Here is a 24,631-nt window from a genome sequence, read left to right as displayed (position 1 = left end):
AAGAAACCATCATGACACACGATAATAAATTACAGGTTGAAGCGATCAAACGTGGCACGGTGATCGACCACATTCCCGCACAGGTGGGTTTTAAGCTGCTGACGCTGTTTAAACTGACCGCGACAGACCAGCGCATCACCATCGGCCTGAACCTGCCGTCCAACCACCTTGGGCGCAAAGATCTGATCAAGATCGAGAACATCTTCCTGACTGAACAGCAGGCGAACCAGTTGGCAATCTACGCTCCGCAGGCTACCGTCAATCAGATTGATGAGTATGACGTCGTACGCAAGCTGGTGCCGACGCTGCCAGACCACATTATTGGCGTGCTCACTTGCCCGAACAGCAACTGCATCAGCCGCAGCGAGCCGGTGTCGTCGTCATTCAGCGTGAAGCAGCGCGACGGCGACGTTCACCTGAAGTGTAAGTACTGCGAGAAAGAGTTTGAGCGTCAGGCGGTGCTGCAAGATCGCTAGTTTTCTGCATTGCCCCGCGATGAACATTGCCTGTGGCGGGGCTTTTTTGAATAATGCTACGTCCGCGTAATGCCGATCGTTTAAGGATCGAGATACCGGGGCTACCACGGCGTGAGGCATCCCTACGGGAACCTCATCACCGTGTTTCCCCTAAATCCATGCTTGAGTGGCTAGCATTCTACGTCCGCGTTTCTTTTACGCCCCCATCAAGGAGATACCATGTCACGCACTATCAGCACTGAGCACGCCCCTGCCGCCATCGGCCCCTATGTTCAAGGCGTAGACCTCGGCAGCATGATCATCACTTCCGGCCAGATTCCGGTGAACCCGAAAAGCGGTCTGGTGGCAGATAACATCACCGCTCAGACGCGCCAGTCGTTGGAAAACGTTCAGGCAATTGTGGAAGCCGCTGGCCTGAAAGTTTCCGATATCGTGAAAATGACCGTGTTCGTGAAAGACCTGCACGATTTCGCTCTCGTAAACACCGCGTATGAGGCCTTCTTCAATGAGCATAGCGCACCGTTCCCGGCTCGCTCTTGCGTTGAAGTTGCACGCCTGCCAAAAGACGTGAAGATCGAGATCGAAGCGATCGCCGTTCGTCGCTAAATATCGCAGCAATATCCCCAAAAAGCGCACGGTAACCGGTGCGCTTTTTTTCTGTTCTTTCTTTCACCATAACAACATTATTGACATTTTCAGCACACATCACGGTCAAAAAATAAACGAATTTTCGCCAGGCCGCGTGTAGCAAGCCTTCCCACTCTCATCGCCTTTTTTGACTACTTTTTGTTCAGGCTCAAATTCCCCGCGACATGAGGATTTCTTTGCTCTACATCAATTTTACAGCGATAAAAGCGCAAACACCCCTACGCAATTTCAATATATAGTGCCTACCCTGTAAACATGAACTACATATAGTGTTTATCCACAGCATCATCCACAGCCCCCTGTAACCCTTGTCAGTTACGGTTTTCGCCTGTGGATAACCTTTCCAGAGGAAGAAAACGTGAAACCAGTAGTGATTAAACGGGACGGTTGCCAGGTGCCTTTTGATGAAGTGCGTATCAAAGAGGCGGTCGAACGCGCGGCACATGCAGCCGGTGTCAATGATGCAGACTACTGTGCAACGGTGGCCTGTGCGGTCGCTCAACAAATGCAGGATAAATCGCGCGTAGATATCCGCGATATTCAGGACGCAGTCGAAAACCTGCTGATGTCCGGCAATTACAAAAAACTGGCGCGTACCTACATCGAATACCGCCATGACCGCGATATTGCGCGTGAGCGCCACGGTCGCCTGAATCAGGAAATTCGCGGTCTGGTCGAACAGAGCAACATGGCGCTGCTGAACGAGAACGCCAACAAAGACAGTAAAGTGATTCCCACCCAGCGCGATCTGCTGGCCGGTATTGTCGCCAAGCATTACGCCAAACAGTACATCCTGCCACGTGATGTGGTACTGGCGCACGAGCGCGGTGAGATTCACTATCACGACCTCGACTACTCGCCCTTTTTCCCAATGTTTAACTGCATGCTGATCGACCTGAACGGCATGCTGACCAACGGCTTCAAAATGGGCAACGCGGAGATTGAGCCACCGAAGTCGATCTCAACCGCTACCGCCGTCACCGCGCAGATTATCGCGCAGGTCGCCAGCCACATTTATGGCGGCACCACGATTAACCGTATTGATGAAATTCTGGCGCCGTTCGTTACCGCCAGCCATGCGAAACATAAAGCGGTGGCAGAAGAGTGGCAAATTCCTGATGCGGAAAATTATGCTTTAACCCGCACGGAAAAAGAGTGCTACGACGCCTTCCAGTCACTGGAATACGAAGTTAACACGCTGCACACCGCTAATGGCCAGACGCCGTTCGTGACCTTTGGTTTCGGGCTCGGCGTCAGTTGGGAATCGCGTCTGATTCAGGAGTCGATCCTGCGCAACCGCATTGCCGGACTGGGTAAAAACCACAAAACGGCGGTCTTCCCGAAACTGGTTTTTGCTATCCGCGACGGTCTGAACCACAAAGCGGGCGATCCAAATTACGATATCAAACAGCTCGCGCTGGAGTGCGCCAGCAAGCGCATGTACCCAGATATTCTGAACTATGATCAGGTCGTGAACGTCACCGGTTCGTTCAAAACGCCAATGGGCTGCCGCAGCTTCCTCGGCGTTTATGAAGAAAACGGCCAGCAGATTCACGACGGCCGCAATAACTTAGGTGTGATCAGCCTGAACCTGCCGCGCATTGCGCTGGAGGCCGAAGGCAATGAAGACCGCTTCTGGACGCTGCTCGACCAGCGTCTGGCGCTGGCGAAGAAAGCACTGATGACGCGAATCGCGCGTCTGGAAAGCGTGAAAGCCCGCGTTGCGCCAATCCTGTATATGGAAGGGGCTTGCGGCGTGCGTTTAAAAGCGGACGATAGCATTGCAGATATCTTCAAGAATGGGCGCGCTTCAATTTCACTGGGCTACATCGGCCTACATGAAACGATTAATGCGCTCTTCGGTAGCCAAACGCACGTGTTTGATGACGAAGCGCTGCGTGCCAAAGCTGTGGCCGTTATCACTCGCCTGAAAGCCGCCACCGAGCAGTGGAAAGACGAAACGGGTTACGGCTTCAGCCTGTACAGCACGCCGAGTGAAAACCTGTGTGACCGTTTCTGCCGTCTGGATACCGCCGAGTTTGGCGTCGTGCAAGGCGTGACGGACAAAGGGTATTACACCAACAGCTTCCATCTTGATGTGGAGAAGAAGGTGAACCCTTACCAGAAAATCGACTTCGAACTGCCCTATCCGCCGCTGGCTAACGGTGGGTTCATTTGCTACGGCGAATACCCGAACCTGCAACACAACCTCAAAGCACTGGAAGACGTGTGGGATTACAGCTACAGCCGCGTGCCTTACTACGGCACCAACACACCGATCGACGAATGCTATGAGTGTGGCTTCACCGGTGAATTCGAGTGCACCAGCAAAGGCTTCACCTGCCCGAAATGCGGCAACCACGATTCGGCCCGCGTTTCCGTCACGCGTCGCGTGTGCGGCTACCTCGGTAGCCCAGATGCACGCCCATTCAATGCGGGTAAGCAGGAAGAAGTGAAGCGTCGCATCAAGCATTTAGGCAACGGTCAACTAGGGTGATCCCTTCCGGGCCGCAACAATGCGGCCCCACTTTCGCGGCACCGTCAACACGCGCCCGCTTCATAACATGGGCTCTATCGTATGAATTACCACCAGTATTATCCCGTTGATGTCGTCAACGGCCCCGGCACCCGCTGCACGCTGTTTGTCGCTGGCTGCGTGCATGAGTGCGTAGGGTGCTACAACAAAAGCACCTGGCGGCTAAACTCCGGTCAGCCGTTTACACAAGAACAAGAAGATCGGATCATCGCCGATCTCCAGGATACCGCGATCCCCCGACAGGGAATTTCGCTGTCTGGCGGCGATCCGCTTCATCCTCAGAATGTGCCTGACATCCTGCGGCTAGTCGAACGGATACGCGCAGAATGCCCAGGCAAAGATATCTGGGTCTGGACGGGCTACGTGCTGGCGGAACTTACGCCGGAGCAGCAGCGGGTGGTCGATCTCATCAACGTGTTAGTCGATGGAAAATTTGTGCAAGATCTGAAAGATCCCGCACTGATCTGGCGCGGCAGCAGCAATCAGGTTGTCCACCGCCTGCGTTGATCGACAGGAGGCTACTGAAGCGCCTGCTGCTTACCCAGTGAACGTAATTGATCGGATTCCAACACGGTAACCCGCGCTTTGGGCTCGGGTGAGAACGCCTGATTCAGCAACGCCTGCGCGACCGTTTTCCCCTCAATGGCTCGCCACTTTGCCGGAAACAGGCGGAACAGCGGGGCGGCCAGACTTTCTAGCGGACGGCTGTCCTCTCTTTCCCCCAACAGCATCGAAGGCTGCGCCAATGTCAGATGCTGCCAGCCTTGCTGACGCAGCGATTTTTCCGCTTCTCCCTTCACTCGCGAATAGAAGAAAGGCGATGTCGCATTCGCACTCAGCGAACTGACGACCAACAGGTGCGTTGCGCCCAGCGCCAGCGCCACTTTTGATCCTTCCACCACCAGCGTGTAATCCACATAGCGGAACGCCTGTTTACTGCCTGCCGTCTTGAGCGTCGATCCCAGACAGCAAAAGGCGATGTCGACAGGATCGGTCAACTGCGCCAGCGCGGCAGACAGATCGGGATCGTGCGGATTGATCACTTTCTCCGACGGTGCCAGCGGCTTACGGGTCGGCGCATAGATCGTCTCAACCCGATTATTGGCTTTCAACAGCTGTAACAACTCGTGCCCCACTAACCCCGTTGCACCTAATAACAGTACTCGGCTCATCGGTTTCCCCCTTGCTCTACGTCTTTCACTATCCCATCTTTTTACGTTTATGTTCTTATCTATGACACCGCTATCCCTGAAGCATGATTAGCGCTGAAGAGCCTGCTCGTCGCGCTGCCAGTGGCGTTTCTTACCAAAGCCCAGCGTATTGTCCGTCATTTTGATTTCTGTCAGATCGAGCCGCCAGATCGGCGCTTGCGATGCTCGGGCAATAGGGAAACGCGCGTTGTACCGTGCTCTGGCCTGCTGCGCGTCATCCCCCTCCAACTGCACCGCCTGTGCCCGAAACTGCACGCCTTTAATCAGCATCACGCTTTTCGGCTGGCCGCTGACCGTGCCGGCCACCTGCGGCAACCTTGCCATGATTTCACCGTGACGCGTCTGCAACTCTGTCATTAGATAGAAGGCTATTTGTTGCTCGTCATAAGTATAGAAGCAACTCGCACACCATAATTCCGAATTTTCACCCACGCATAACGTCAGTACGTGCAACTTCTTCAAATAGCGGGAGATTGCCTCAAGATCGCTGCTTATTTCTCTCGGTTCTTTCTGCATTACGCTGCCTCAATCCACTTTCTGAACGAACGTATCCTGCCCGACCAACCGTTGCCCTTCCGCAGAATGCGGCAGCATGGTTTGCAGAGGCTTGCCGGCGTGTTTATCCAATAGCAGGGAATGAGGTTCCCCCTCCGCAAACAGCTGCTGCTCCCCCCACTGGCGTAGCGCCACGACGAGCGGGAATAGCTGTTCGCCTTTTGGCGTCAGGATATATTCCTGATAGGCCGAGCTTTCGGAAACGGGCTGAACGGACAAAATGCCTTCCTCAACCAGGGTACGCAGACGATCGGTAAGAATATTTTTAGCAACACCCAAACTGCGCTGAAAATCGCCGAAACGGCGGCGATTATCGAAGGCATCGCGGATAATCAGCAACGCCCAGCGATCGCCAACCACATCCAGCGCGCGGGCGACGGGACACGCATCCTCTTTCAGACTTTTGCGCTTCACCATGAATACTTCCTCCCCTTTTTCCTGTGCATCCTGCCTGCCTTACCCACAGGCTTAAAACTGACAGTGTGTTTTTGGTTGCAGAATAAAACCAGAGTATTTATGCTTCAACTGGTTTTATTTTGAAACCAAACTGAATAACGAAAGCCAATACGATGAAAACAAGCCCTATTCATACCACGTCATCCGCCACCGAAGGCGATCTTTACAGCACGCTTTGCAACACTATGCCACCTACGCAGACGGCATTACCGCGCGCTCTGGTTTTGCTGTTTGCCTGTGCCAGCGCCCTCAGCGTCGCCAATGTCTATTACGCACAGCCGCTGTTGGATGCATTATCGGTAGATTTTCACATCAGTATCGCTGCCGTTGGCGGCGTGATGACCGCAACACAGTTTGGCTGTGCGCTGGCATTAATGCTGCTGGTGCCGCTGGGCGATATCCTCAATCGGCGCTATCTGATGCTGGCCCAGTTGGGTGCGCTCATCGTGGCGCTGATTGCCGTTGGGCTATCCACCACGTCCCTGTCTTTATTGATCGGCATGTTGGCCGTGGGCATGCTCGGCACGGCAATGACTCAGGGACTGATTGCTTATGCCGCGACGGCTGCCGCTCCGCAGGAACGCGGGCGCGTGGTGGGTGCGGCACAGGGTGGCGTGGTGATTGGGCTGTTGCTGGCGCGCGTGCTGTCCGGCTTCATCGCCGATCTAGCAGGCTGGCGCAGCGTGTACTTTTTCTCCGCGCTGCTGATGCTCCTGCTTGCCGTGCTTTTATGGCGCGCGCTACCGCATCAGCCACCTGCCCGGCAACGCCCGCGCTATTCCGCGTTACTGATTTCTATGCTGACCCTGTTGCGTAAAGAACGGGTGTTGCAAATACGTGGCGTCATCGCTTTACTGATGTTTGCTGCCCTGAGCATTTTCTGGAGCGCGTTAGTTCTGCCGCTGAGTCGCGAACCGTATTTCTTTTCTCATACGGTTATCGGTGCATTTGGTCTGGTCGGTATTCTCGGCGCACTGGCGGCCGTGAAAGCAGGTTCGCTAGCCGATAAAGGGCGAGAACAGTGGGTCAGCGGCATCGCCCTGTTATTGTTGCTGACATCGTGGCTGCCGCTGTGGTTAGCACCCTATTCTCTCTTCGCGCTGGTGGTCGGCATTATCGTGCTCGATCTGGGCGGACAGGCCATTCACGTCACCAACCAAAGCATGATTTTCAAGACGCATCCTGATGCACACAGCCGTCTGGTTGGCTGTTATATGCTGTTTTATAGCATCGGCAGCGGTCTGGGTGCGATGGCAACCACCGCGGCGTATGACGCTGTCGGCTGGTCAGGCGTGTGCCTCCTTGGCGCAGCCGTCAGCCTGACGGCACTGCTCTTCTGGAAAATGACGCTGCACGTTTCAGCGCCGTCACCGGCCGTATCCACGCCATCGTGATAGCGGAAAAACACTTCTTGATAAAAGAACAATCCTATTGATAAGGGAAAAAGCATGAGCGAACTGACTTTACTGGCTGATGCCGACGAGCGCGGCCGACGTTATCTGGCTGAGACTGCACAGCGTCGGGTTTTCCCCGATGCAGACGCCATCGCAGCGCTGGCTCGTTTTGATGAAACGCTGCCGCAACAGGGCTTTTCGCCCGAAAGTACACTGGCGCTGCTGGATGACGTCGGTTCACCGGCCACCACCGCCTCCAATGGCCCGAACTATTTCGGTTTTGTTATCGGTGCCTCATTACCGGTTGCCGCCGCCTCCGAACGATTGATGATCGCCTGGGATCAGTGCGCCTCCACCTTTGATAATTCGCCGGTATCCGCCACGCTGGAACGCCTCGCCAGCCTCTGGGTGCTCGATGCGCTGAGCTTACCCAAAGAAAGCGCCGTGGGGTTCGGCACCAGCGCCACCGCCTGTACGCTTTCCTGTTTAGCCGCCGCGCGTCGTGCCCTGCTGGCAAAACAGGGCTGGGATTTTGACAACGATGGACTGAACGGCGCGCCTGAAATTAAGGTCGTGATTTCGGAACTGACGCACATCACCGTCAAGAAAGCGCTGCGCGTACTCGGCTTTGGGCTACGCCATTTACACATCGCGCCCGTGAATGCGTTTGGGCAGATTGATGTATCGCAGCTTCCTCCGCTGGACGATCGTACAATTCTTTGTTTGCAGGCGGGTGAAGTAAACACGGGCGAGTTCGATGATTTTGCGCAGATCATTCCCATCGCAAAAGCGGCGGGTGCCTGGGTTCACGTTGATGGCGCATTCGGACTCTGGGCCAGAGCCTCATCCCACGCGGCGCTCACCGACGGCATCGAACTGGCCGACAGTTGGACAACGGACGCGCATAAATGGCTAAACACCCCCTACGACTGCGCGATGGCGATTTGCCGCGATGCGGACGTGCTGGCCGAGGCGATGAACGCAGATGCGGTTTACTCCAGTGCGGCACGCGATGCGCAGAAGAATCTGACGCTCGAATTTTCCCGTCGTCCGCGCGGCATTCCGGTATGGGCGGCACTGCGTACGCTGGGACGTGATGGCGTAGCAGAGATGGTCGAACGGCACTGCCGACAGGCGACATTCATCGCCGACGGCCTGCGCCATGTGGGTTTTGAGGTACTGAATCGGGTTGTGCTCAATCAGGTTCTGCTGCGGGGGGAAACCGACAGCCAAACAGCGGTGATACGAGAAGCGTTGCAGGCGTCGGGCAAAGCATGGTTTGGCGGCACCGTCTGGCAGGGGCGTCCGGCATTGCGCATCAGCGTGTCATCCTGGCGTACGCAGGACGACAACGTGCAGGCGTTGATCGCACTGCTGACGGAGATCAAGACTCAGACCCCACGCTGAACGAAGCCTAAAACGATGAGCGCGGTATAAAACGACTATCCCCGCAAGTGCGGGGATAGAAAAAGGGACTTCATCAAATTATGCGCGTCGAAATGCGCTAGACGTAAACGCTAATACTGGAGACCTGCCCCTGAAAGCGGTTCAGCGCCTCGGCGGCACGCTGTAGACTTTCGGTATTTTGCACTTCGCTACGGGATGATGCACCCGCGACACCTTGCTGAATGGTGTCGAAAACATTAATCGGCTGGAACACATTGGAAGGCGGAATACTTCCTCCTTCGGCTCTCGGCGACGAGACAAAACCCAGCAGCGCGGAGCCTTCTTCACGCCCCAACCGCCCACTGCTGACAAGGCCTTCAACCGTTTCATACAGTTCGGCAGGGCTAATGCGGGTGAAATCATACCGCGTCGTCTGACCAGCAGGAACGGCACCGCTGCCCGCCTGATAAGACTGAAGCTGTTCGGACAGCGCCGCTTTCTCTGCATGCTCGGTAGAACGCTTCGCCATCACCTGCTGGCTGGCAAAAACGGACGGCTCTGCGGCTTCAACTTTCATATCACCTCCTTACAGTAACGTACGGAAGACAAAAATCATTGGCATAGCGCGTCACCATTACGGTGAGCACAAAAAATGGCGTGCTTTAATACTGACACGCAATCCCCCATCGCGCCAGCCAAAAGCGGGATTTGGCCCCGTGCGGGGGATATTTAGACCAACATGCAACAAGGGGGATAAGCCCAGGTTATCCCCGCTGGCGCGGGGAACACATGTATAGCGAAACAGCGGCGCTCGATCAGTTCGGTTTATCCCCGCTGGCGCGGGGAACACAGGCGCGATGATTGCAGGATTTCTGGTAGTCACGGTTTATCCCCGCTGGCGCGGGGAACACATCCTCGCAGTGTCCACCTTGTTCCGGCAATACGGTTTATCCCCGCTGGCGCGGGGAACACGGTCAATGTGTGGACATTGTAAGAAACAAATCCGGTTTATCCCCGCTGGCGCGGGGAACACCTGCCATCTAATAAACCTCGTTTGCGATAATGCGGTTTATCCCCGCTGGCGCGGGGAACACGTTCCCCCACTGAAAATGGTGGGGGGGTTAACGCGGTTTATCCCCGCTGGCGCGGGGAACACTTCGTGATGCGGAATCACAACGCGATAGCTTGCGGTTTATCCCCGCTGGCGCGGGGAACACTCCACCATTATCAACGTCGATGAAATTCATTTCGGTTTATCCCCGCTGGCGCGGGGAACACGTGTGTACCGCCGCCGATGCTGATGCGGCAACCGGTTTATCCCCGCTGGCGCGGGGAACACAGATTGCATTTCCAACATTGCGATCGTTCGCGCGGTTTATCCCCGCTGGCGCGGGGAACACTTGCTGGGTTACTCTTCTATTAGTTTATAGGGCGGTTTATCCCCGCTGGCGCGGGGAACACGAAACGTCCTCAGATATGGGGATCGTCCGGTTCGGTTTATCCCCGCTGGCGCGGGGAACACGTGGACTTTGCTATTCCGTGCTTGTCGGCAACCGGTTTATCCCCGCTGGCGCGGGGAACACAATGAAATGTTGCTCAAGGGTTGGGATGGTGACGGTTTATCCCCGCTGGCGCGGGGAACACGATGATTTAGCAGATCTGTATTTCAACCCGTTCGGTTTATCCCCGCTGGCGCGGGGAACACACCTGCTCATTTTCCCCACTAAAACCACGTAGCGGTTTATCCCCGCTGGCGCGGGGAACACGTCTCGCTAAACGGGGCAACCCTGAAAATGGCCGGTTTATCCCCGCTGGCGCGGGGAACACGACGCCCAGGCGGAAACGGCCTTTGACATATCCGGTTTATCCCCGCTGGCGCGGGGAACACAGCAACCTGATATTCAGTGAGATTGCTGATTTCGGTTTATCCCCGCTGGCGCGGGGAACACATCATAGATGCAAGTTCTGAGTCGCTGAATTTCGGTTTATCCCCGCTGGCGCGGGGAACACGGAGGGAATAGGGTTATCAATCCGTCGCTGTCCGGTTTATCCCCGCTGGCGCGGGGAACACTTCAGCGGTGTGCTTTTCTTTCGTTTTGCTGACGGTTTATCCCCGCTGGCGCGGGGAACACCCGTGCCGATCAGCGAAAAGCTGTATAACGCGCGGTTTATCCCCGCTGGCGCGGGGAACACTCTAAAAGTAGAGCATTGTTTTATAATACTTTTTTCGGCATAAAAAATCCCACCGATTTTTCCATGTTGTTAAAGATCGCTAACTTATTGATTTTCAATAGGTGAAAAAGAGACTAACCGCAGGCCATCCAGATCTACCGGCATTCGGCGGTTTTCGCCCCAGGTTTGGAACTCAAAGCCGGATTCCGTATTCGTCGCCCACACCATCACCACGTTTCCCTGATTTGCCAGTTTGATTTCAGACAGCAGGAAAACGCTCAGTCGCTGAATTAAACGCTGTACACTTTTGCAAGAGTTATACCACTATGATTCTATTTCTAGGTAAAGAACTTCTCTGTTAAAAATATTCTTTCTCAACCGAATTTCAATATATATTGTAAATACCAAGGTTTTTCATCCACTATATTTAATGATTACAAGCATATTGACATAAATTGGAAGCAATCAATGCATATCCGTCGTCTTGAAGTAACACAGTAAATAATTAGCAGAGAATGCAAATGAAAAAAAACAACCCAATTAGATATAAAAATAATAATGAAAATTTTCATACTTGTGTTATAGGTTTAATAGATGCCGTTAAACCCCAGCACTAAGTAGCAAATAAAAGACAACCTAATGTAACAATCGTCTCCCACTCTTCGTCAATATAGGTGAATAAAATGAGAGTTATTCTTGTTATATCTATCGCTATGTTGTTATCTGGGTGTATGGTTACAAAAACCATTGATAATAATTCACCAACGCTTGTCAGAAGCAGTTCAAGCCAGAGAGTTGGCATCTTAATGCCAAACAATGCCAATGTTAAATATTGTCCCGATGCTCCGGCTGACACAGCTAAAACCATTGATAGCAATTTAGCTGCAACTTTGACTGATAAATTAGGAAATAATGCCAGTGCTGATGCCAGCTTAAAAACAGCGATAGTGGACCTGGCCAAAAGAAACACCACTACAAATGTATTGGTTTATTCTTTGAATAGTTTGTGTTTTCTTTCAATGAATGGTGAACTAAGCAAATCTGAAGTCGCTGATCGATTTGATGCGATTTTAAAAGTCGTTGGAGATATAGCGCAAACAGACAAAGAAAATGCAGAAGCTAAGAAAGCAGAAGAACAATTAAAGCTAAATAAATTTAATAAATACAATAATATAATAGAGAGATAGGTACTCATACAACACCTATATTTTATTATAAACCCGTCACATTTAATATTCCAAAGAGTGCCGCCGACTTATTTCATGAATTTATCACGATACATCTCAGTCATGTAAGATAATCCCTGCTAACGCAGGGATTATTCAAATAACAGTCTATCACTGCTGTCTTTATTACATGATTACATGGCTCATTATGCTGCTCTTAGCAAGAATCGCTTAACAGTCGTGTCAATCAACAAAAGCACTCACGGGAATATTGAATCGTTTAGCAAGCGCTCTCATGTGATCAAGCGTTAGGGTACGCTCACCGTTTAGAATGCGGGATACCAGTGACTTTTTACCGATCTCAGCTTCAAAATCACTTTGCGTTAGCTGATACTGATCCATAAGGATGCGCAGTAAAGCGATACCAGCAGGCAGAGCTTTAACACGTTCGTTGAAGGCAGCAAACTCCGGCGCATCATCTTCGTATTTGTCAATTTTGGCAGTCAGCATATCGATTAGCGGACTGTCAGGTTCACTCTCGATCAGGTATTCGGTTAGTTTCAGCGCATCCTCATAATCCTTACGAGAGGTGCTGCCTCCGAGGAATGGTACGATACTCGTCAGGTTGTTAGCTGCCTTGATGGCGTCGGCGTACATCATTCTTTATTCCTCCGGTAATACTCTGTCAGCCTGTCGTACTCTGCATGGGATGTGATGTGCTTGATGAAGATTTTCCCTCGCTCAAAATCAGCAAAAAACATCACTCGAAGATGCCCGCCACCAATATCAATAACCCACCATTTTTCCCGATATTTCATCCTATCTAGACTAGGGAAGCGTTTTTTCATATCGTCCGGCGTTGCATACATTTCGCGTTTGATAACCCGATATAGGTCATCAAGTGCTGCCGCCTGATTCGGAAACTGAGTGGTTGCAGTGTCGAAAGGTGCCCGCGAAATAACATGCATTCTGATGCCTTCCCTAGTATTTCCAAATTGGAAACACCATGCCATAAACAGAACGAGTTGACAATATGGAAACATGTGTAATTTACATTTCACATCAGTTTATCCCCGCTAGCGCGGGGAACACTCGATATATACATCACGCGCTTTGACTGAAAACGGTTTATCCCCGCTGGCGCGGGGAACACGTGTGGTGAGGTTGCCTGATTTGAATGCGGCACGGTTTATCCCCGCTGGCGCGGGGAACACAAACGCAAGGAAGAGGAGAAGCGGACACGCCTGCGGTTTATCCCCGCTGGCGCGGGGAACACTTTGAAATCGACGCCGCGGTTGCCGTCTTTGGCGGTTTATCCCCGCTGGCGCGGGGAACACCTGCATCATCAGTGCTATTAAAAGGCACGCCGCGGTTTATCCCCGCTGGCGCGGGGAACACAATATCCAGCATTTCTGAATGTACCATCTACCCGGTTTATCCCCGCTGGCGCGGGGAACACATGTTTGATTATCAAATTTCCATACACCCACACGGTTTATCCCCGCTGGCGCGGGGAACACGGCATGGCAGGGGGCGCTAAGGCGTGCAGGCATGGTTTATCCCCGCTGGCGCGGGGAACACCAAGATGCCGTCAAACACCTGCATCTGGATATCGGTTTATCCCCGCTGGCGCGGGGAACACGTCCAGGGTTTAACTTTCCTGTTACCCTTTTCTCGGTTTATCCCCGCTGGCGCGGGGAACACGGTAGTTCGACGAATGGCCATAAATGATGCGGCGGTTTATCCCCGCTGGCGCGGGGAACACATTTCATCTGGTGTATCGATCGAGACCCCGCACGGTTTATCCCCGCTGGCGCGGGGAACACCCGTTTGTTAATGGTGTCTATTGATTCCCCCACGGTTTATCCCCGCTGGCGCGGGGAACACCCATAGAATCCACTGATCCACAGATGGCATTTCGGTTTATCCCCGCTGGCGCGGGGAACACGGTGCGAACGGGTGCATTAGCGATAACCTCTTCGGTTTATCCCCGCTGGCGCGGGGAACACGGTTGCCGCATCAACATTGAACACGTGAAAGGCGGTTTATCCCCGCTGGCGCGGGGAACACTACACCCGTTTAGCGGAGAGTTAAACAAATGGCGGTTTATCCCCGCTGGCGCGGGGAACACTAGCAACTTCAGGTTCCATGATCTTAGGCACACGGTTTATCCCCGCTGGCGCGGGGAACACTTTCAAGAACGCCACCAGATATCTATTACCATCGGTTTATCCCCGCTGGCGCGGGGAACACAATGCCCCATTGCCACGCGCATCTTTCAGCGACGGTTTATCCCCGCTGGCGCGGGGAACACCCGATACACGTAGTCAGACCATTAATCAGGCACGGTTTATCCCCGCTGGCGCGGGGAACACGAGTATCGATGGCGACTGTTGCCCCATCAGGTAGGTTTATCCCCGCTGGCGCGGGGAACACCGTTGCTCAGGAGTTGGATCTTAACTATCAGGCGGTTTATCCCCGCTGGCGCGGGGAACACATAACTCAACTAATGATTCTTTATGATATTGCCGGTTTATCCCCGCTGGCGCGGGGAACACCAGAGGAATACCCACGGCCCCCGCAATGTCCTCGGTTTATCCCCGCTGGCGCGGGGAACACTCTAAAAGTAGAGATTTGTTTTATAACACTTTTTTCGGCATAAAAAATTCTACCGATTTTTCCATGTTGTTAAAGATCGCTAACTTATTGATTTTCAATAGGTGAAAAAGAGACTAACCGTAGGCCATCCAGATCTACCGGCATTCGGCGGTTTTCACCCCAGGTTTGGAACTCAAAACCGGATTCCGTATTCGTTGCCCACGCCATGACCACGTTGCCCTGCTCTGCCAGTTCGATAATCTGCTGCCAGATCATTTCCCTCACTCGCTGTGAGGTATCGCCGACATACACGCCTGCGCGAACTTCCAGTAGCCACACCGCCAGCCTGCCGCGCAAACGCGGCGGGACATTTTCCGTCACAACCACCAGCATGCTCATTTAACCCTGCCCCCGGTGGCCGCTATCACCAAACGGTTTCGGTTCTGGAATTGCAGGCGGCTGTGCATCGTCCGGCGGGAGCGGCGGCGTAATGCCACCCGCAGACAAGACGTCCTCAATCAAGGGAATCAGTTTGCTCAGCGTTTTCTGGCTGCGGAAAATATCACGACAGGCAAGCCGAACTTCACGATCCGGCTCAGCAGGGTTGCGGGCTGCAATTTCAAAAGCTTTCGCCACCACACCCTCGAATTTGATGATGTCGGCAATGTCATAAACAAAAGAGAGCGGTTTGCCGCTGTGGACAAACCCGATTGCTGGCGCATAGCCCGCCGCCAGCACGGCCGCTTCCGTAATACCGTACAGGCAGGACGTTGCCGCGCTAATGCACTGGTTGACCTTGTCGCCTCGTTCCCAGTCTTTCGGATCGTAACGTCGGCCATTCCATTTCACGCCATACTGCTGCGCCAACAGCGTATACGTTTGGCGCACGCGGGCACCTTCAATCCCCCTGAGCTGATCGACCGAACGGCGGCTCGGTGCAGGTTCACCAAAGCGTAGCTCAAACATTTTGCGCACCACTTTCAGGCGCAATTCCTCATCTAACGCCAATTTGGCCTGATAGAGCAATTTGTCAGACCGCGCACCGCCGGGCTGGCCAGACGCATACAGTCGCACACCCGCTTCGCCAACCCACACCAGCAGCGTCCCGACCGTTGCCGCCAGTCGCACGGCAGCATGAGAAACCCGCGTGCCCGGCTCCAACATGATGCAGGCCACCGACCCCACGGGAATATGCGTGCGCACGCCGGTTTTATCCACCAGCACAAACGCACCGTCAATGACATCAATCTGCCCGTATTGCAGAAAGATGAGTGAAACCCGATCCTTAAGCGGGATCGGGTTAAGCGGAACATACATCGTCAACTCTCCCTGTAACGGGGCAGGCTACGCCCGTTTCAGCAGCAGCAGGCCGCACCCCAATGCTTTGCTTTTTCCTAACCCTTGTCGGGCAGCCGTCGCAAAGCGTTCAGCATCCGTAATGTGAAGCACGCCGTCATAATCCACGCTGCTGAACATAATCGCCGCCGACTGGCCGGGCTTATTCAGGCGGTGGCGCTGATAGCCATCGACCCGACACGACGACACCGCAAAACCCGCGTTTTCCCCTTGGCGCACCAGCCAGTCATGAGCACGCTGCTGTTGGTGCTGCCACAGTTCCATGCCAGAGAGCCCAGCAGCTTTTGCCTGATGACGCGCATCCATCAACACATCGCTACGCTTGCCATCCCGCGTGACCACCGGATTAGCACGTAGCGAAAATGCCAGCGTCATGCTGTTATGCCACTGCGGTTGATAGGGCTTGGTTTCCACCTGAAACAGATTGTGACCCGCCTGCGGTGCCTGTTCAGAAAGCAGGTAAAACAGGCTTTTGGTTTCATGCGCCTCTTCGCGGAACAGGAACGAACGCTGAAGCTGTTCAGGGAAAAGCTGCCAGAGCCATTGGTGGCTGGCATAGCCCCCTGCATGCAGCCGCTTTTCCGCCATCACACGCGGCAACGCATTGAGTTGCAGCGTTATTCTGGAAAAATACATCATTCCTCTCCCTTTTCACTGCCGACATATTGCACGCGGGAGGTGAACTGCCAGCGCCCTCGATCGGCGGGCTGATCGTTTCGTGAGACCCGATATTGCTCCGTTAGCCCTGTGTCGGTTTCCTGCTCCCAGTAGCACACGCCCCCGGCACGGCCGATCATCTCTAACGCGAGATCGTTCAGCGCAGGCGTCTGCTTTGCTAACTGCCACACCTCGGCCAACGTGCCAGCAAACAGGTGCGGCGCCAACGGCAGCGCAGGCGGACAGCTTTTCCGTCCGAAATAAAGCGTAAACACCGGTGATAACAGTGCATCCCGCAGCGCACTTAACGAGTAAGGTGCATCCGGCGTGGCGCTAATGGCGATGTGGTAATAGGCATCACAGCGGTATTCGCGTGAGGTCAGAATGGTTTCGAGCGATTGCCCTGCCTCTGGCCGCAATTCATCACGCCTTGTGTAGCGCGGCACCTTGCGGTTTTCTTTCGGCATCTGCACCGTGTGGTAGTCATTCAGCCAGGTTTCACGATCGGAAAGCGGCCGCACCGCCACATGGTAGTGTTGGTTAAAAACCGTCAGCGCGGCTCGATCGTCGCGCCGGATCCCCAGCGCCGCTGCCAGCAGCCCCAGCAGCGCCGAACGGCTGGGTACCGTCGAGGTGTGGCGCACCTCACCGACCGCCACTTCCCCCCACGACACCAGCGGGGCATAGATCTGGAAGACCAGATAGTTATCCATAGCGCGCTCCTACTGGCTGATGAAATCCAGTAACCCTTGCAGCGAACCGCCCTCGCTGTCGGCTTCCACGTTCAGCTCATAGGAAGGAACGCCGCTCGCAGAGGCGTACACCCGGTCAAATTTGGCTTTTTGTTTATGCAACAGATCGATGGCGTCATTGACCTGATCGTCACTGCGAATAGGTTTGAAAAACGCGACCGACAAGGTACGCGGCTGATCGCTTCCCTTTTCTGCCAGCGCATAGGTTGCCAGCGCTCGGCTGGCAAAGCTGTTCTGCTTGCCGCCCGGTGATACAGTCAGCACCGTTTCCGTCAGCGCACGCAGGGTCCGCGCCACCAGCGCTTCATCATTATTCAGATTTTCCAGCAGCAGATCGCGGTTAATGCAGACATAGTGATAGAACAGCGCCGAAGCAAAGCTCTGTTCGCCCATATGCGCCGATCCGCTGTCAGCTGCCGTATTCAGGTCATCCACCGCCGTGAAAAAGTCATCTTCGATGGTTACAGCACTCACGCCCAGTGCGTGCGCCACCTGGCAGGCCGCTTCGACATTAAATTCCGGCTCGGCGGCCAGCATCCGGCCAAACAGCGCGATATCGACGCTGGCAGCATCCTTACGCAGCAGTTTTAGTTCTTCGCTATTCGGCTTACGCGATTCTGCAATCAGGCGAGCAACCAGCTGATCGATCAACGCCCTTTCCCGCACGCTGAAATGAGCGAGCTGTTCGATATCATATTTTTCCAGCGGTTCTTTACTGCCTTTTTCTTCTTTCTTCGGTTTACCGAACTGTTCAGCAATGCTCTTCGCCGCTTCATCGGCCAGCTTTTCACTCATGCCTCCGGCAATCATCGCAGCATAGATATCACGCCCAATGCGGCGACTGCGGGTGCCGATATGGCCGTCCATCGCAGATTCAAACACCTCAGAGGTACGCCATGCACGTTTCAGGCTTTGCGAGGACACCCGCAAACGTTCAACGCCGCCAACGATGGCGGTTTTCGGACGACCCGCGTCATCACGGTTCAGGTTGGAAGACGGATAAGCGGTTAAAAAATGAAGCTGGATAAAAGTGGTCATCAGTTATTCCTTGTCTGAAGCTGTCGTTAACGTGTCTGGCTCATCGGTGGTGATATTTTGTGACGCCTGCGCATACTCGCACGCCCAGCGCACGGCGTTGCGTCGTAAAGGATGAAGCGTCGGCGCACGGTTTTCCTGCCGCGCCTGCCACTCGTCCGCCCACAGGAAAATACCGTCCGCCAGTGAAGGGAGGTTTACACCGGCCTCACCGCGTATTTGCACCGCGCGGAAAAGCTGGCGATACAGCTCTTCCGGCGTTTGCGCCCGCTGTAGCCGTTCAAAACGCAAAGGGGAAAGAAAAGGACGGTCACGACCCGGTTCCTTACCCAACTGTGCGGCAAAGCTGGTTTTCAACGTGTTTTTCTCCGCATGTGCCGCGACAGAAACAAAAATCGCCAGCGCCACGATACGGTGTTCCTTTTCCAGCCGTGCTGCCAGCTTCCCCGCCAGATCGTGATATCCCTGACAGGTCAACACGCCAAAAGGCGGTGTGGCGCGGCGCAACGCTGCCCGGCGCGCACGACCATTGCCCGCAGCGCTGTGGCGATTTTGTAGCGCCTCGAACCAGTCACTAATCTTTTTCGCGTCATCCTTGTTGATGACCAAAAAATCAGCCGTGTTTGCCATCCACTGCCTCCTGCATTTGTTTAATGGATTCTGCCGCTTTCTGCTTATAGAAAAACGCACTCAACTTTTCCCGCGTTCCCGCCGCCTTAGCCAGATCGCGATGTTCGTCGGGGTTGCTGAACACACGCGCATCGTAGTTCTCCAACAGATAACGATAGAGCGCCTTTTGCCACGTTTTCAGCGCCGTGGCGGGGGCATCCCCCTGAGCCAGCGACTGATGCAGCCGCATAAAATCAGGCTGCGTTTCCTGCCAGAACGCGACATCAATGGCGCTGAAATCCCCTTTTGCGTCCTTAGGGCGCGAGAACCAGGCTTCTTTAATCATCTGACGCAGCAGCGTGGCACTGTCTCGCGCCAGTTCCACCGCCAGTTGCAACTGCTCTTTATATTCACGCAGCGCAAGGGGATCATCACGAAAACGAGCCGAGGCAAACAACTGCGGAACGTGGTGCTCATACCAGCAGCGCGCCTTCATGTTGTCCATATCATAGCCAAAGCACCACAGCCCAGACTCTCTACGCAGTTCATCTCGCCGGGCATTGTGGTGCACGACCGTCGCGGGAAAGGTGCTATTGAGCTTATCTTCTCCCTGAATCAGCAGCCCCAGCCAGTCACGATACGCCAGCCCGCCCGGCTGCCCTTTCACCGACAGAAAAGGGGCATCACCTTTCAGCGCATGACGATAGGGAGTGAGCGGGTGCCGCCAACTGTCGTACTGGATGCCATAGTTTTTGGTGCGATACTGCGTGAGCAGCGTGGTCGATTCCGTACCGCACAAATCACATTCACCCGCCTGTAGCGTGGTGAAATCCAGCTCAATGCGGCGCGGCATGCCCCAATAGGCTTGCAGCCGATGCGCATTTTCCGGCGTCACGGGCGGGTGAACGCCATCACTGGTAGGCGTAGCGGCTAACCACGGGAACACCGTGGCATCGGGTTTCCCCTTGGGCATTACCTCTTGCGTCACCACATTCATCCAGAGCTTTTTCCACAGCGGCAGACCGGTTTCTTCCGGCATGAGCAGCGTGGTGATCGGCCCGCCACCGCGCATCCCAGTGCGATGCCCTTGCCCGCCAGATGGCGCATTGGTTTGCAGCGTGAACAGCGCCATTGCCGCACAGTGCGGGCACATCGCACTGTGCGTGCCGCGCTTGATGAAGTGATCTTTATTCAGCTTGAGCGTGTTGCCGCCGGGGGCATCGATCAGCAGTCCGGAAATTGGCGTCGGGTCGCTGTCGAGCGTGGCAAAATCCTGCATAAACGCGGGCTTCTGTGCGCCAAACTGCATCGCCGGTGCCAGCGTGGCTAACGCTTGCAGAAAATCGGGGCCAAGCCCGTTCTCCCAAATCTCCCTCCAGTCATCGTCATCGGCGGGGGCATAGGCGGTTTGCAGCAGGCCGATAAGAAGTTGATAGCCCGCGCCCTGCAAATCGGCACGCGGCCAGGCGAGATCGATAATATTGTCGTCGGGGAGCTGTTGCGGGGAAATGTTACCCATGCTGCCATCCGCAAAGACGGCGGGTAGCCAGGGTTCTTCAATCAATGAAAAAAACATCGTACCTCCTGTGTGTGCCGCATCCCTGCGGCAATCCTGATTAAGGCTGGTTCTACAGTCTCTTTTTTAACGCATTCAGCCCGCGACGCCAGAGAGATGGCTCACGTTTGTGGCTGAGGACAGGGACAATACAGGCAGGATGCGGCGGCGGCAGTGCCTCCACTTTGGTTTGGTGAATAGTGATATTCACTGGGATAATAGCTATAGGAATAATGATCAATGTGTACGTTCCTTCTGAAACGTGGTTTGATTTCCACGGCACACATCGCTACGATTAAGGGTGTCGAATCGCTCAACTAAGCGTGTGCTCCGTGCCTTGTGCCTGAACACCGCTTTTTTGGGCAACCCATTAACGATGACAAGCTACGATCACAAGATAGTCGAAGAGAAATTAAAATGGAAGAGTAAACGGATCATTGAATCAATTTATTTATCTAAACTATGTTAAACTTCTTCCGTGTTCCCCGCGCCAGCGGGGATGAACCGAGTAATCGGACTATTGAGTCATACTTCCCCGCGCCAGCGGGGACAAACCGCAGGGATGCGGTACCTCTCGCAATGCCTTCCTATCTTTCTTTGGCAAAATAGAAATAACTGGTGAACACCCTCTGGCGTAAATTTTGCCGAACTGGCCGAGGCCTTCAGGATGAGCCGCAAGACGCTTGCTATGACGTAGCATAAGAACATAACTGGCTTAGCGCACGAAACCAGCACTTCTCTTGCAAATAACTAACCGATAAACACCCCAATTACGGCACTGCTCGCAAAAGCCTCAACCTCTGTGATTATGTGAAAGACGTGTGCTCTCACGCCGAGTACGATAAGTGGTGGAAAGCTCAAACAAAGACAAAAAGGTGAATTATGCGAAATACATCTCTGGGTTCTAACAGTTCTGTAGGAATCAGTGGGCTCATCGAAAATTTACCTCTTCTGCTTCAGGAAGCCTCTGAGCAGCTTAACAGTCTGTCTGTTTTACTCTCTGCCTGTATGGAACCGATTGAAAACGATAACGATCTTCAGGAAAGAATGGAGTGTATCAATCAACTTTACCTCTACTCTTCTGATGTCAATGATATTTCAGCCACTTTCGCAGAGCTAATCTCAGACAGAGTCTATGAATATGAAAAGAAAAATCGGGATGTCCCCCACGTCAGTCAGGCTGATGCCTTAGCTTTTTTTATTGAAGAAAGAGGGCTGAAACAGTCAGACTTAAAGCAAATTGCAACACAAAGCGTCATCTCTGAGATTATTAACGGTAAGCGAACCATGACATTACAGCAAGTTAAGGATTTTTCTCGCTACTTTAATGTGCCTGTTGAGACATTTATTGACTGAGCATCAACCCCACCCGCTCGCTATAAAACGCGTGGGTTTCACCCCGATTCAGCAGCAGCACTTCGACCTGTGGGCGGTGTAATTGCTGCCGAAACCGTTCCAGCGCGTCACCTTCCAGTATCGGTAATCCGGTTTTACGCTTCTGCCACCAGCTTAACCGAACCTGCACGCGGCTTTGCTCCCAGCCGAAGGTTTCCGATGTGGCGTACGGCTGCGGGAGTTCGCCATCATTTTCCGGTTTCCACGCCAGATAGAGATCCAGCGTTTCCTCTCCTATGCGGGTGGAGATATCCACCGCATCGCTCCAGCCAGAGTCGCTGGATTGAGCACAGTAACCGTGTACCAACGCCAACGATGACTGACCCGCCACTGAACGCTGGCCATATCGTTCTCCCAGAACCTTGTTGGCTATCGCTTCCAAGGCAGGAGGCACCGCGATCTGTTCTTCATACACGCTGTTGATCAGTTGTCGCGCCGCTTCCGGCATTTTTATCGCGCCGTATTCACGTAATATCGCCTGCGTGCGCCACAGCGCAGCATGATCGGGGTAAACGTAGCCGCTGTTGCACAGTTCATCGCCCAGCCAGTCAGCTCCTGCTTCCGGCTGCCAGACCGGTGCCATAATGTGCAGCACCGCCGCCGGGCGCTCATCCGTTAGCGGTGCAGTGTCCATTTCAGTTTTACGACGCCCGTCGAGAAACCGGATATGCCGCTGTAGCCGCCCTGCACGCTGAATCAGCAGATCGATCGGCGCAAGGTCGCTAATCATGTTATCAACATCGATATCCAGCGATTGCTCGACAACCTGCGTGGCAATCAGCACCTTGCCAGCACGCTGATCCGGCGTACTGTCTTTGCCAAACCACGTCAGCGCCTGTTCCTCAATCGCCATGCGATCGCAAAAGGCGAAACGACTATGGAACAGCAACATATTTTCCTCTGCAATACCCGCCTCAATGAGCTGGCGGTACACGGCGATGGCGTCATCCACCGTATTCCTGATCCAACAGATCGATTGCCCCGCCGCCACGGCAGCCTTGACACGTTCGATGCCCTGCAACCGTTCCGTCAACCAGCCAATCTTGACCTCGCGTCGCACTTCCGCCCGCGTATCCAAACGCGCTTCCCGCAGACACTCCCGCGTTACCTGCGTCATCCACGGATAATCCGCGTCGGGATTGAGCTGTACAGCTTCACACGCAATCCCCTGCGCGAACGCCCACGTCAGCTTTTCCCGCAGATTAAGCGGCAGCGTCGCGGTGAGGATAATCACGCTACCACCCTGCTGTGCATGGAAGCCAATCAACAGTTCGATCAGCTTGCTCATATAGGCGTCATACGCGTGCACTTCATCCAGAATCAGCAGCTTGTTCTGTAGCCCCAACACCCGTAACGACTGGTGGCGAAATGGCATCACCGCCATCAGCGCCTGATCGAGCGTGCCCACGCCGATATCCGCCAGCAGCGCTTTCTTGCGCGAGTCCGCAAACCAGATGTTGCAGTCTTTGCTGGCGGCGTTTTCCTTCTTGTCGTACTGCGCCTGCCCCTGGCTGTCGCCTTCCCACAGCGATTGCATAAAGGCTGACGACATATGCCGCGCTCCGTGCGCCAGCATCAGCGAAGGGCTGTGCTCTGGTGAATATAATGCGTGGTAGGCCTTAGCAAGCCGCAGATACATAGCATTCGCCGTCGCCATCGTCGGCAGGCCGACATAAATACCGCTCGCTTTTTGCTGCGCCATCAGCCGATGCGCCAGTACCATCGCCGCTTCTGTTTTCCCCGCACCGGTCACGTCTTCCAGAATGAAAAGCTGCGGCCCGTCAGCAGAAATATCAGCCTCCAGCGCCTGCTGTTGCAGCGGCGTTGGGCGTTGGATAAACGGAAAGAGCTGTTGGATAGAATGGAAAGGAGCAGTAGACGGGGTTCGTGGCAAACGCGAGATGACCTTTTCTGCCGTTGGCAGCGCGTGTTCACGCCAATAGGTTTCGAGTGGCATCGGCGTGCTGCAATAGCAGAAATCCTGCTGGCGCGAGCCCAGCCAATCTGCCAGTACAGTCAAGCCAGCCAGCGCCCAGCTTTGCTGCTTCAGCCGGTTTCGCCAGCCTTTATCAGCGAAACAGGCTGGGAACGCAGACGCGTCGGGAAAACACGTTTCCAGATCATGTAGGTAATGTTCTACCGCCAGATAGTCATCACGATGAAAAGCCAGACTGCCTTTGCATTCCGCCGCTGGTTTGCCGTGGTGCCCGGTAACAATGTTCAGCCAGATCTCCAGCGTATTTTTCACCACTGAAGTAGGCTTTTTCGTCCCTAAAGGAAATAAATTGGGAATGTCATCACGCATCGTCCATAGCCAGAAGCCCAGATCGTCATGCCTGTCCTTCCCGGACTGCCCCGAATGCTGGACTAACGGGGAATCAGGGTTGGCATATTTGCCCTGAAAACCACGCGCAAACTTTCCGATATCGTGCCAAGCCAGAAAATACGCAAACCATGCGGCGACATCATCATCGCCAAATACCAGTTCACGCAGCACATGGTTAGCCTGAAAATAGTTTCCCTTTAATAAGAAATAACCGCAGGCCGCCACATCCAAACCGTGATAAGGCAGCAGATGATAATCATCCCCTTCCAGCGCATCCGCGGCTCTTTTTGCTTTTCCCCAATACTGGAAATAGCGCCGGTCGATGATGTCTTCCTTGTGCATAGGCTT

General features: G+C 54.1%; 22 protein-coding genes, 1 pseudogene and 2 CRISPR repeat arrays. Of the genes and pseudogenes, 8 read left to right on the top strand and 15 right to left on the bottom strand.

Annotated elements, in window-relative coordinates:
* Positions 1-11: 11 nt before the first annotated feature.
* From JFY74_02215 to nrdG, 4 genes are all read left to right on the top strand, one after another.
* Positions 12-476, top strand: a complete 465-nt coding sequence (locus JFY74_02215; protein QQG28906.1) for an aspartate carbamoyltransferase regulatory subunit — start codon at positions 12-14, stop codon at positions 474-476.
* 219 nt (positions 477-695) lie between these two features.
* A complete protein-coding gene (gene ridA, locus JFY74_02210) occupies positions 696-1,082 on the top strand; it encodes a 2-iminobutanoate/2-iminopropanoate deaminase (protein ID QQG28905.1) in 387 nt (128 codons plus the stop codon).
* A gap of 400 nt (positions 1,083-1,482) precedes the next feature.
* Positions 1,483-3,621 carry an anaerobic ribonucleoside-triphosphate reductase gene (gene nrdD / locus JFY74_02205; protein QQG28904.1) on the top strand — a complete coding sequence of 713 codons (2,139 nt, stop codon included), beginning with the start codon at positions 1,483-1,485 and terminating at the stop codon, positions 3,619-3,621.
* Positions 3,622-3,702: 81 nt separating this feature from the next.
* Positions 3,703-4,167 (top strand): anaerobic ribonucleoside-triphosphate reductase-activating protein, encoded by a 465-nt coding sequence (nrdG, locus tag JFY74_02200; GenBank protein QQG28903.1) that lies wholly within the window; start codon positions 3,703-3,705, stop codon positions 4,165-4,167.
* 11 nt (positions 4,168-4,178) lie between these two features.
* On the opposite strand, the gene JFY74_02195 is transcribed toward nrdG, so the two are convergent.
* From JFY74_02195 to JFY74_02185, 3 genes are all read right to left on the bottom strand, one after another.
* Positions 4,179-4,832, bottom strand: coding sequence for a hypothetical protein (locus JFY74_02195; protein ID QQG28902.1), 654 nt, complete (start codon positions 4,830-4,832; stop codon positions 4,179-4,181).
* Between the two features lie 87 nt (positions 4,833-4,919).
* Positions 4,920-5,387 (bottom strand): YhbP family protein, encoded by a 468-nt coding sequence (locus JFY74_02190; protein QQG28901.1) that lies wholly within the window; start codon positions 5,385-5,387, stop codon positions 4,920-4,922.
* A 9-nt stretch (positions 5,388-5,396) separates the two neighbouring features.
* Positions 5,397-5,843, bottom strand: coding sequence for a helix-turn-helix transcriptional regulator (locus tag JFY74_02185; GenBank protein ID QQG28900.1), 447 nt, complete (start codon positions 5,841-5,843; stop codon positions 5,397-5,399).
* A gap of 152 nt (positions 5,844-5,995) precedes the next feature.
* Here JFY74_02185 and JFY74_02180 point away from each other — a divergent pair, with 152 nt between their 5' ends.
* Entirely contained in the window at positions 5,996-7,276 is a 1,281-nt protein-coding gene (locus JFY74_02180) for an MFS transporter (GenBank protein QQG28899.1), read from the top strand.
* A gap of 54 nt (positions 7,277-7,330) precedes the next feature.
* Positions 7,331-8,683 (top strand): aspartate aminotransferase family protein, encoded by a 1,353-nt coding sequence (locus tag JFY74_02175; protein QQG28898.1) that lies wholly within the window; start codon positions 7,331-7,333, stop codon positions 8,681-8,683.
* A gap of 97 nt (positions 8,684-8,780) precedes the next feature.
* On the opposite strand, the gene JFY74_02170 is transcribed toward JFY74_02175, so the two are convergent.
* Together JFY74_02170 and cas2e are read right to left on the bottom strand one after the other, a co-directional pair.
* Positions 8,781-9,239 (bottom strand): hypothetical protein, encoded by a 459-nt coding sequence (locus JFY74_02170; protein QQG28897.1) that lies wholly within the window; start codon positions 9,237-9,239, stop codon positions 8,781-8,783.
* Between the two features lie 183 nt (positions 9,240-9,422).
* A CRISPR array of direct repeats spans positions 9,423-10,855; the repeat unit is 29 nt; unit sequence CGGTTTATCCCCGCTGGCGCGGGGAACAC.
* An 84-nt stretch (positions 10,856-10,939) separates the two neighbouring features.
* Positions 10,940-11,230, bottom strand: a pseudogene (gene cas2e / locus JFY74_02165) (type I-E CRISPR-associated endoribonuclease Cas2).
* A 287-nt stretch (positions 11,231-11,517) separates the two neighbouring features.
* On the opposite strand from cas2e, the gene JFY74_02160 reads away from it, so the two are divergent.
* Complete coding sequence (locus JFY74_02160) at positions 11,518-12,021, top strand: hypothetical protein (GenBank protein ID QQG28896.1); 504 nt, start codon at positions 11,518-11,520, stop codon at positions 12,019-12,021.
* 222 nt (positions 12,022-12,243) lie between these two features.
* On the opposite strand, the gene JFY74_02155 is transcribed toward JFY74_02160, so the two are convergent.
* The 9 genes from JFY74_02155 to casA form a co-directional block, all read right to left on the bottom strand.
* Complete coding sequence (locus tag JFY74_02155; protein QQG28895.1) at positions 12,244-12,660, bottom strand: helix-turn-helix domain-containing protein; 417 nt, start codon at positions 12,658-12,660, stop codon at positions 12,244-12,246.
* The gene (locus tag JFY74_02150) at positions 12,657-12,968 is read right to left on the bottom strand and encodes a type II toxin-antitoxin system HigB family toxin (protein QQG28894.1); all 312 of its coding nucleotides are present in this window, start codon (positions 12,966-12,968) and stop codon (positions 12,657-12,659) included. Before JFY74_02150 ends, JFY74_02155 begins: the two co-directional genes overlap by 4 nt.
* A 95-nt stretch (positions 12,969-13,063) precedes the next feature.
* Positions 13,064-14,619: a CRISPR direct-repeat array (repeat unit 28 nt; unit sequence GGTTTATCCCCGCTGGCGCGGGGAACAC).
* A gap of 84 nt (positions 14,620-14,703) precedes the next feature.
* Positions 14,704-14,997 carry a type I-E CRISPR-associated endoribonuclease Cas2 gene (gene cas2, locus JFY74_02145; protein QQG28893.1) on the bottom strand — a complete coding sequence of 98 codons (294 nt, stop codon included), beginning with the start codon at positions 14,995-14,997 and terminating at the stop codon, positions 14,704-14,706.
* Complete coding sequence (cas1e, locus tag JFY74_02140; protein QQG28892.1) at positions 14,998-15,915, bottom strand: type I-E CRISPR-associated endonuclease Cas1; 918 nt, start codon at positions 15,913-15,915, stop codon at positions 14,998-15,000.
* Positions 15,916-15,942: 27 nt separating this feature from the next.
* Positions 15,943-16,590, bottom strand: coding sequence for a type I-E CRISPR-associated protein Cas6/Cse3/CasE (cas6e, locus tag JFY74_02135; GenBank protein QQG30425.1), 648 nt, complete (start codon positions 16,588-16,590; stop codon positions 15,943-15,945).
* Positions 16,590-17,324, bottom strand: coding sequence for a type I-E CRISPR-associated protein Cas5/CasD (gene cas5e, locus JFY74_02130; protein QQG28891.1), 735 nt, complete (start codon positions 17,322-17,324; stop codon positions 16,590-16,592). Before cas5e ends, cas6e begins: the two co-directional genes overlap by 1 nt.
* Positions 17,325-17,333: 9 nt before the next feature.
* Positions 17,334-18,401, bottom strand: a complete 1,068-nt coding sequence (gene cas7e / locus JFY74_02125; GenBank protein QQG28890.1) for a type I-E CRISPR-associated protein Cas7/Cse4/CasC — start codon at positions 18,399-18,401, stop codon at positions 17,334-17,336.
* 3 nt (positions 18,402-18,404) lie between these two features.
* Positions 18,405-19,028, bottom strand: coding sequence for a type I-E CRISPR-associated protein Cse2/CasB (gene casB, locus JFY74_02120; GenBank protein ID QQG28889.1), 624 nt, complete (start codon positions 19,026-19,028; stop codon positions 18,405-18,407).
* Complete coding sequence (gene casA / locus JFY74_02115) at positions 19,012-20,583, bottom strand: type I-E CRISPR-associated protein Cse1/CasA (GenBank protein QQG28888.1); 1,572 nt, start codon at positions 20,581-20,583, stop codon at positions 19,012-19,014. The genes casB and casA overlap by 17 nt, the downstream gene beginning before the upstream one ends.
* 861 nt (positions 20,584-21,444) lie before the next feature.
* Between casA and JFY74_02110 the strand changes: the two genes are divergently transcribed.
* Complete coding sequence (locus JFY74_02110; GenBank protein QQG28887.1) at positions 21,445-21,918, top strand: helix-turn-helix domain-containing protein; 474 nt, start codon at positions 21,445-21,447, stop codon at positions 21,916-21,918.
* Here JFY74_02110 and cas3 read toward each other — a convergent pair.
* Complete coding sequence (gene cas3 / locus JFY74_02105; GenBank protein ID QQG28886.1) at positions 21,908-24,625, bottom strand: CRISPR-associated helicase Cas3'; 2,718 nt, start codon at positions 24,623-24,625, stop codon at positions 21,908-21,910. The two genes, JFY74_02110 and cas3, sit on opposite strands and share 11 nt — an antisense overlap.
* Positions 24,626-24,631 lie beyond the last annotated feature (6 nt).

Origin of the sequence: Pectobacterium carotovorum (assembly GCA_016415585.1) — a bacterium.
GTDB lineage: Bacteria > Pseudomonadota > Gammaproteobacteria > Enterobacterales > Enterobacteriaceae > Pectobacterium > Pectobacterium carotovorum_K.
This window is presented reverse-complemented; position numbering and strand designations above follow the sequence as displayed.

What these genes read in the sequence shown, in the direction of transcription:
- JFY74_02215 (QQG28906.1), top strand. Translation starts at nt 12, where the DNA reads ATGACACACGATAATAAATTACAGGTTGAAGCGATCAAACGTGGCACG.
- ridA (QQG28905.1), top strand. Translation starts at nt 696, where the DNA reads ATGTCACGCACTATCAGCACTGAGCACGCCCCTGCCGCCATCGGCCCC.
- nrdG (QQG28903.1), top strand. Translation starts at nt 3,703, where the DNA reads ATGAATTACCACCAGTATTATCCCGTTGATGTCGTCAACGGCCCCGGC.
- JFY74_02195 (QQG28902.1), bottom strand. Translation starts at nt 4,832, where the DNA reads ATGAGCCGAGTACTGTTATTAGGTGCAACGGGGTTAGTGGGGCACGAG.
- JFY74_02190 (QQG28901.1), bottom strand. Translation starts at nt 5,387, where the DNA reads ATGCAGAAAGAACCGAGAGAAATAAGCAGCGATCTTGAGGCAATCTCC.
- JFY74_02185 (QQG28900.1), bottom strand. Translation starts at nt 5,843, where the DNA reads ATGGTGAAGCGCAAAAGTCTGAAAGAGGATGCGTGTCCCGTCGCCCGC.
- JFY74_02180 (QQG28899.1), top strand. Translation starts at nt 5,996, where the DNA reads ATGAAAACAAGCCCTATTCATACCACGTCATCCGCCACCGAAGGCGAT.
- JFY74_02175 (QQG28898.1), top strand. Translation starts at nt 7,331, where the DNA reads ATGAGCGAACTGACTTTACTGGCTGATGCCGACGAGCGCGGCCGACGT.
- JFY74_02170 (QQG28897.1), bottom strand. Translation starts at nt 9,239, where the DNA reads ATGAAAGTTGAAGCCGCAGAGCCGTCCGTTTTTGCCAGCCAGCAGGTG.
- JFY74_02160 (QQG28896.1), top strand. Translation starts at nt 11,518, where the DNA reads ATGAGAGTTATTCTTGTTATATCTATCGCTATGTTGTTATCTGGGTGT.
- JFY74_02155 (QQG28895.1), bottom strand. Translation starts at nt 12,660, where the DNA reads ATGATGTACGCCGACGCCATCAAGGCAGCTAACAACCTGACGAGTATC.
- JFY74_02150 (QQG28894.1), bottom strand. Translation starts at nt 12,968, where the DNA reads ATGCATGTTATTTCGCGGGCACCTTTCGACACTGCAACCACTCAGTTT.
- cas2 (QQG28893.1), bottom strand. Translation starts at nt 14,997, where the DNA reads ATGAGCATGCTGGTGGTTGTGACGGAAAATGTCCCGCCGCGTTTGCGC.
- cas1e (QQG28892.1), bottom strand. Translation starts at nt 15,915, where the DNA reads ATGTATGTTCCGCTTAACCCGATCCCGCTTAAGGATCGGGTTTCACTC.
- cas6e (QQG30425.1), bottom strand. Translation starts at nt 16,590, where the DNA reads ATGTATTTTTCCAGAATAACGCTGCAACTCAATGCGTTGCCGCGTGTG.
- cas5e (QQG28891.1), bottom strand. Translation starts at nt 17,324, where the DNA reads ATGGATAACTATCTGGTCTTCCAGATCTATGCCCCGCTGGTGTCGTGG.
- cas7e (QQG28890.1), bottom strand. Translation starts at nt 18,401, where the DNA reads ATGACCACTTTTATCCAGCTTCATTTTTTAACCGCTTATCCGTCTTCC.
- casB (QQG28889.1), bottom strand. Translation starts at nt 19,028, where the DNA reads ATGGCAAACACGGCTGATTTTTTGGTCATCAACAAGGATGACGCGAAA.
- casA (QQG28888.1), bottom strand. Translation starts at nt 20,583, where the DNA reads ATGTTTTTTTCATTGATTGAAGAACCCTGGCTACCCGCCGTCTTTGCG.
- JFY74_02110 (QQG28887.1), top strand. Translation starts at nt 21,445, where the DNA reads ATGCGAAATACATCTCTGGGTTCTAACAGTTCTGTAGGAATCAGTGGG.
- cas3 (QQG28886.1), bottom strand. Translation starts at nt 24,625, where the DNA reads ATGCACAAGGAAGACATCATCGACCGGCGCTATTTCCAGTATTGGGGA.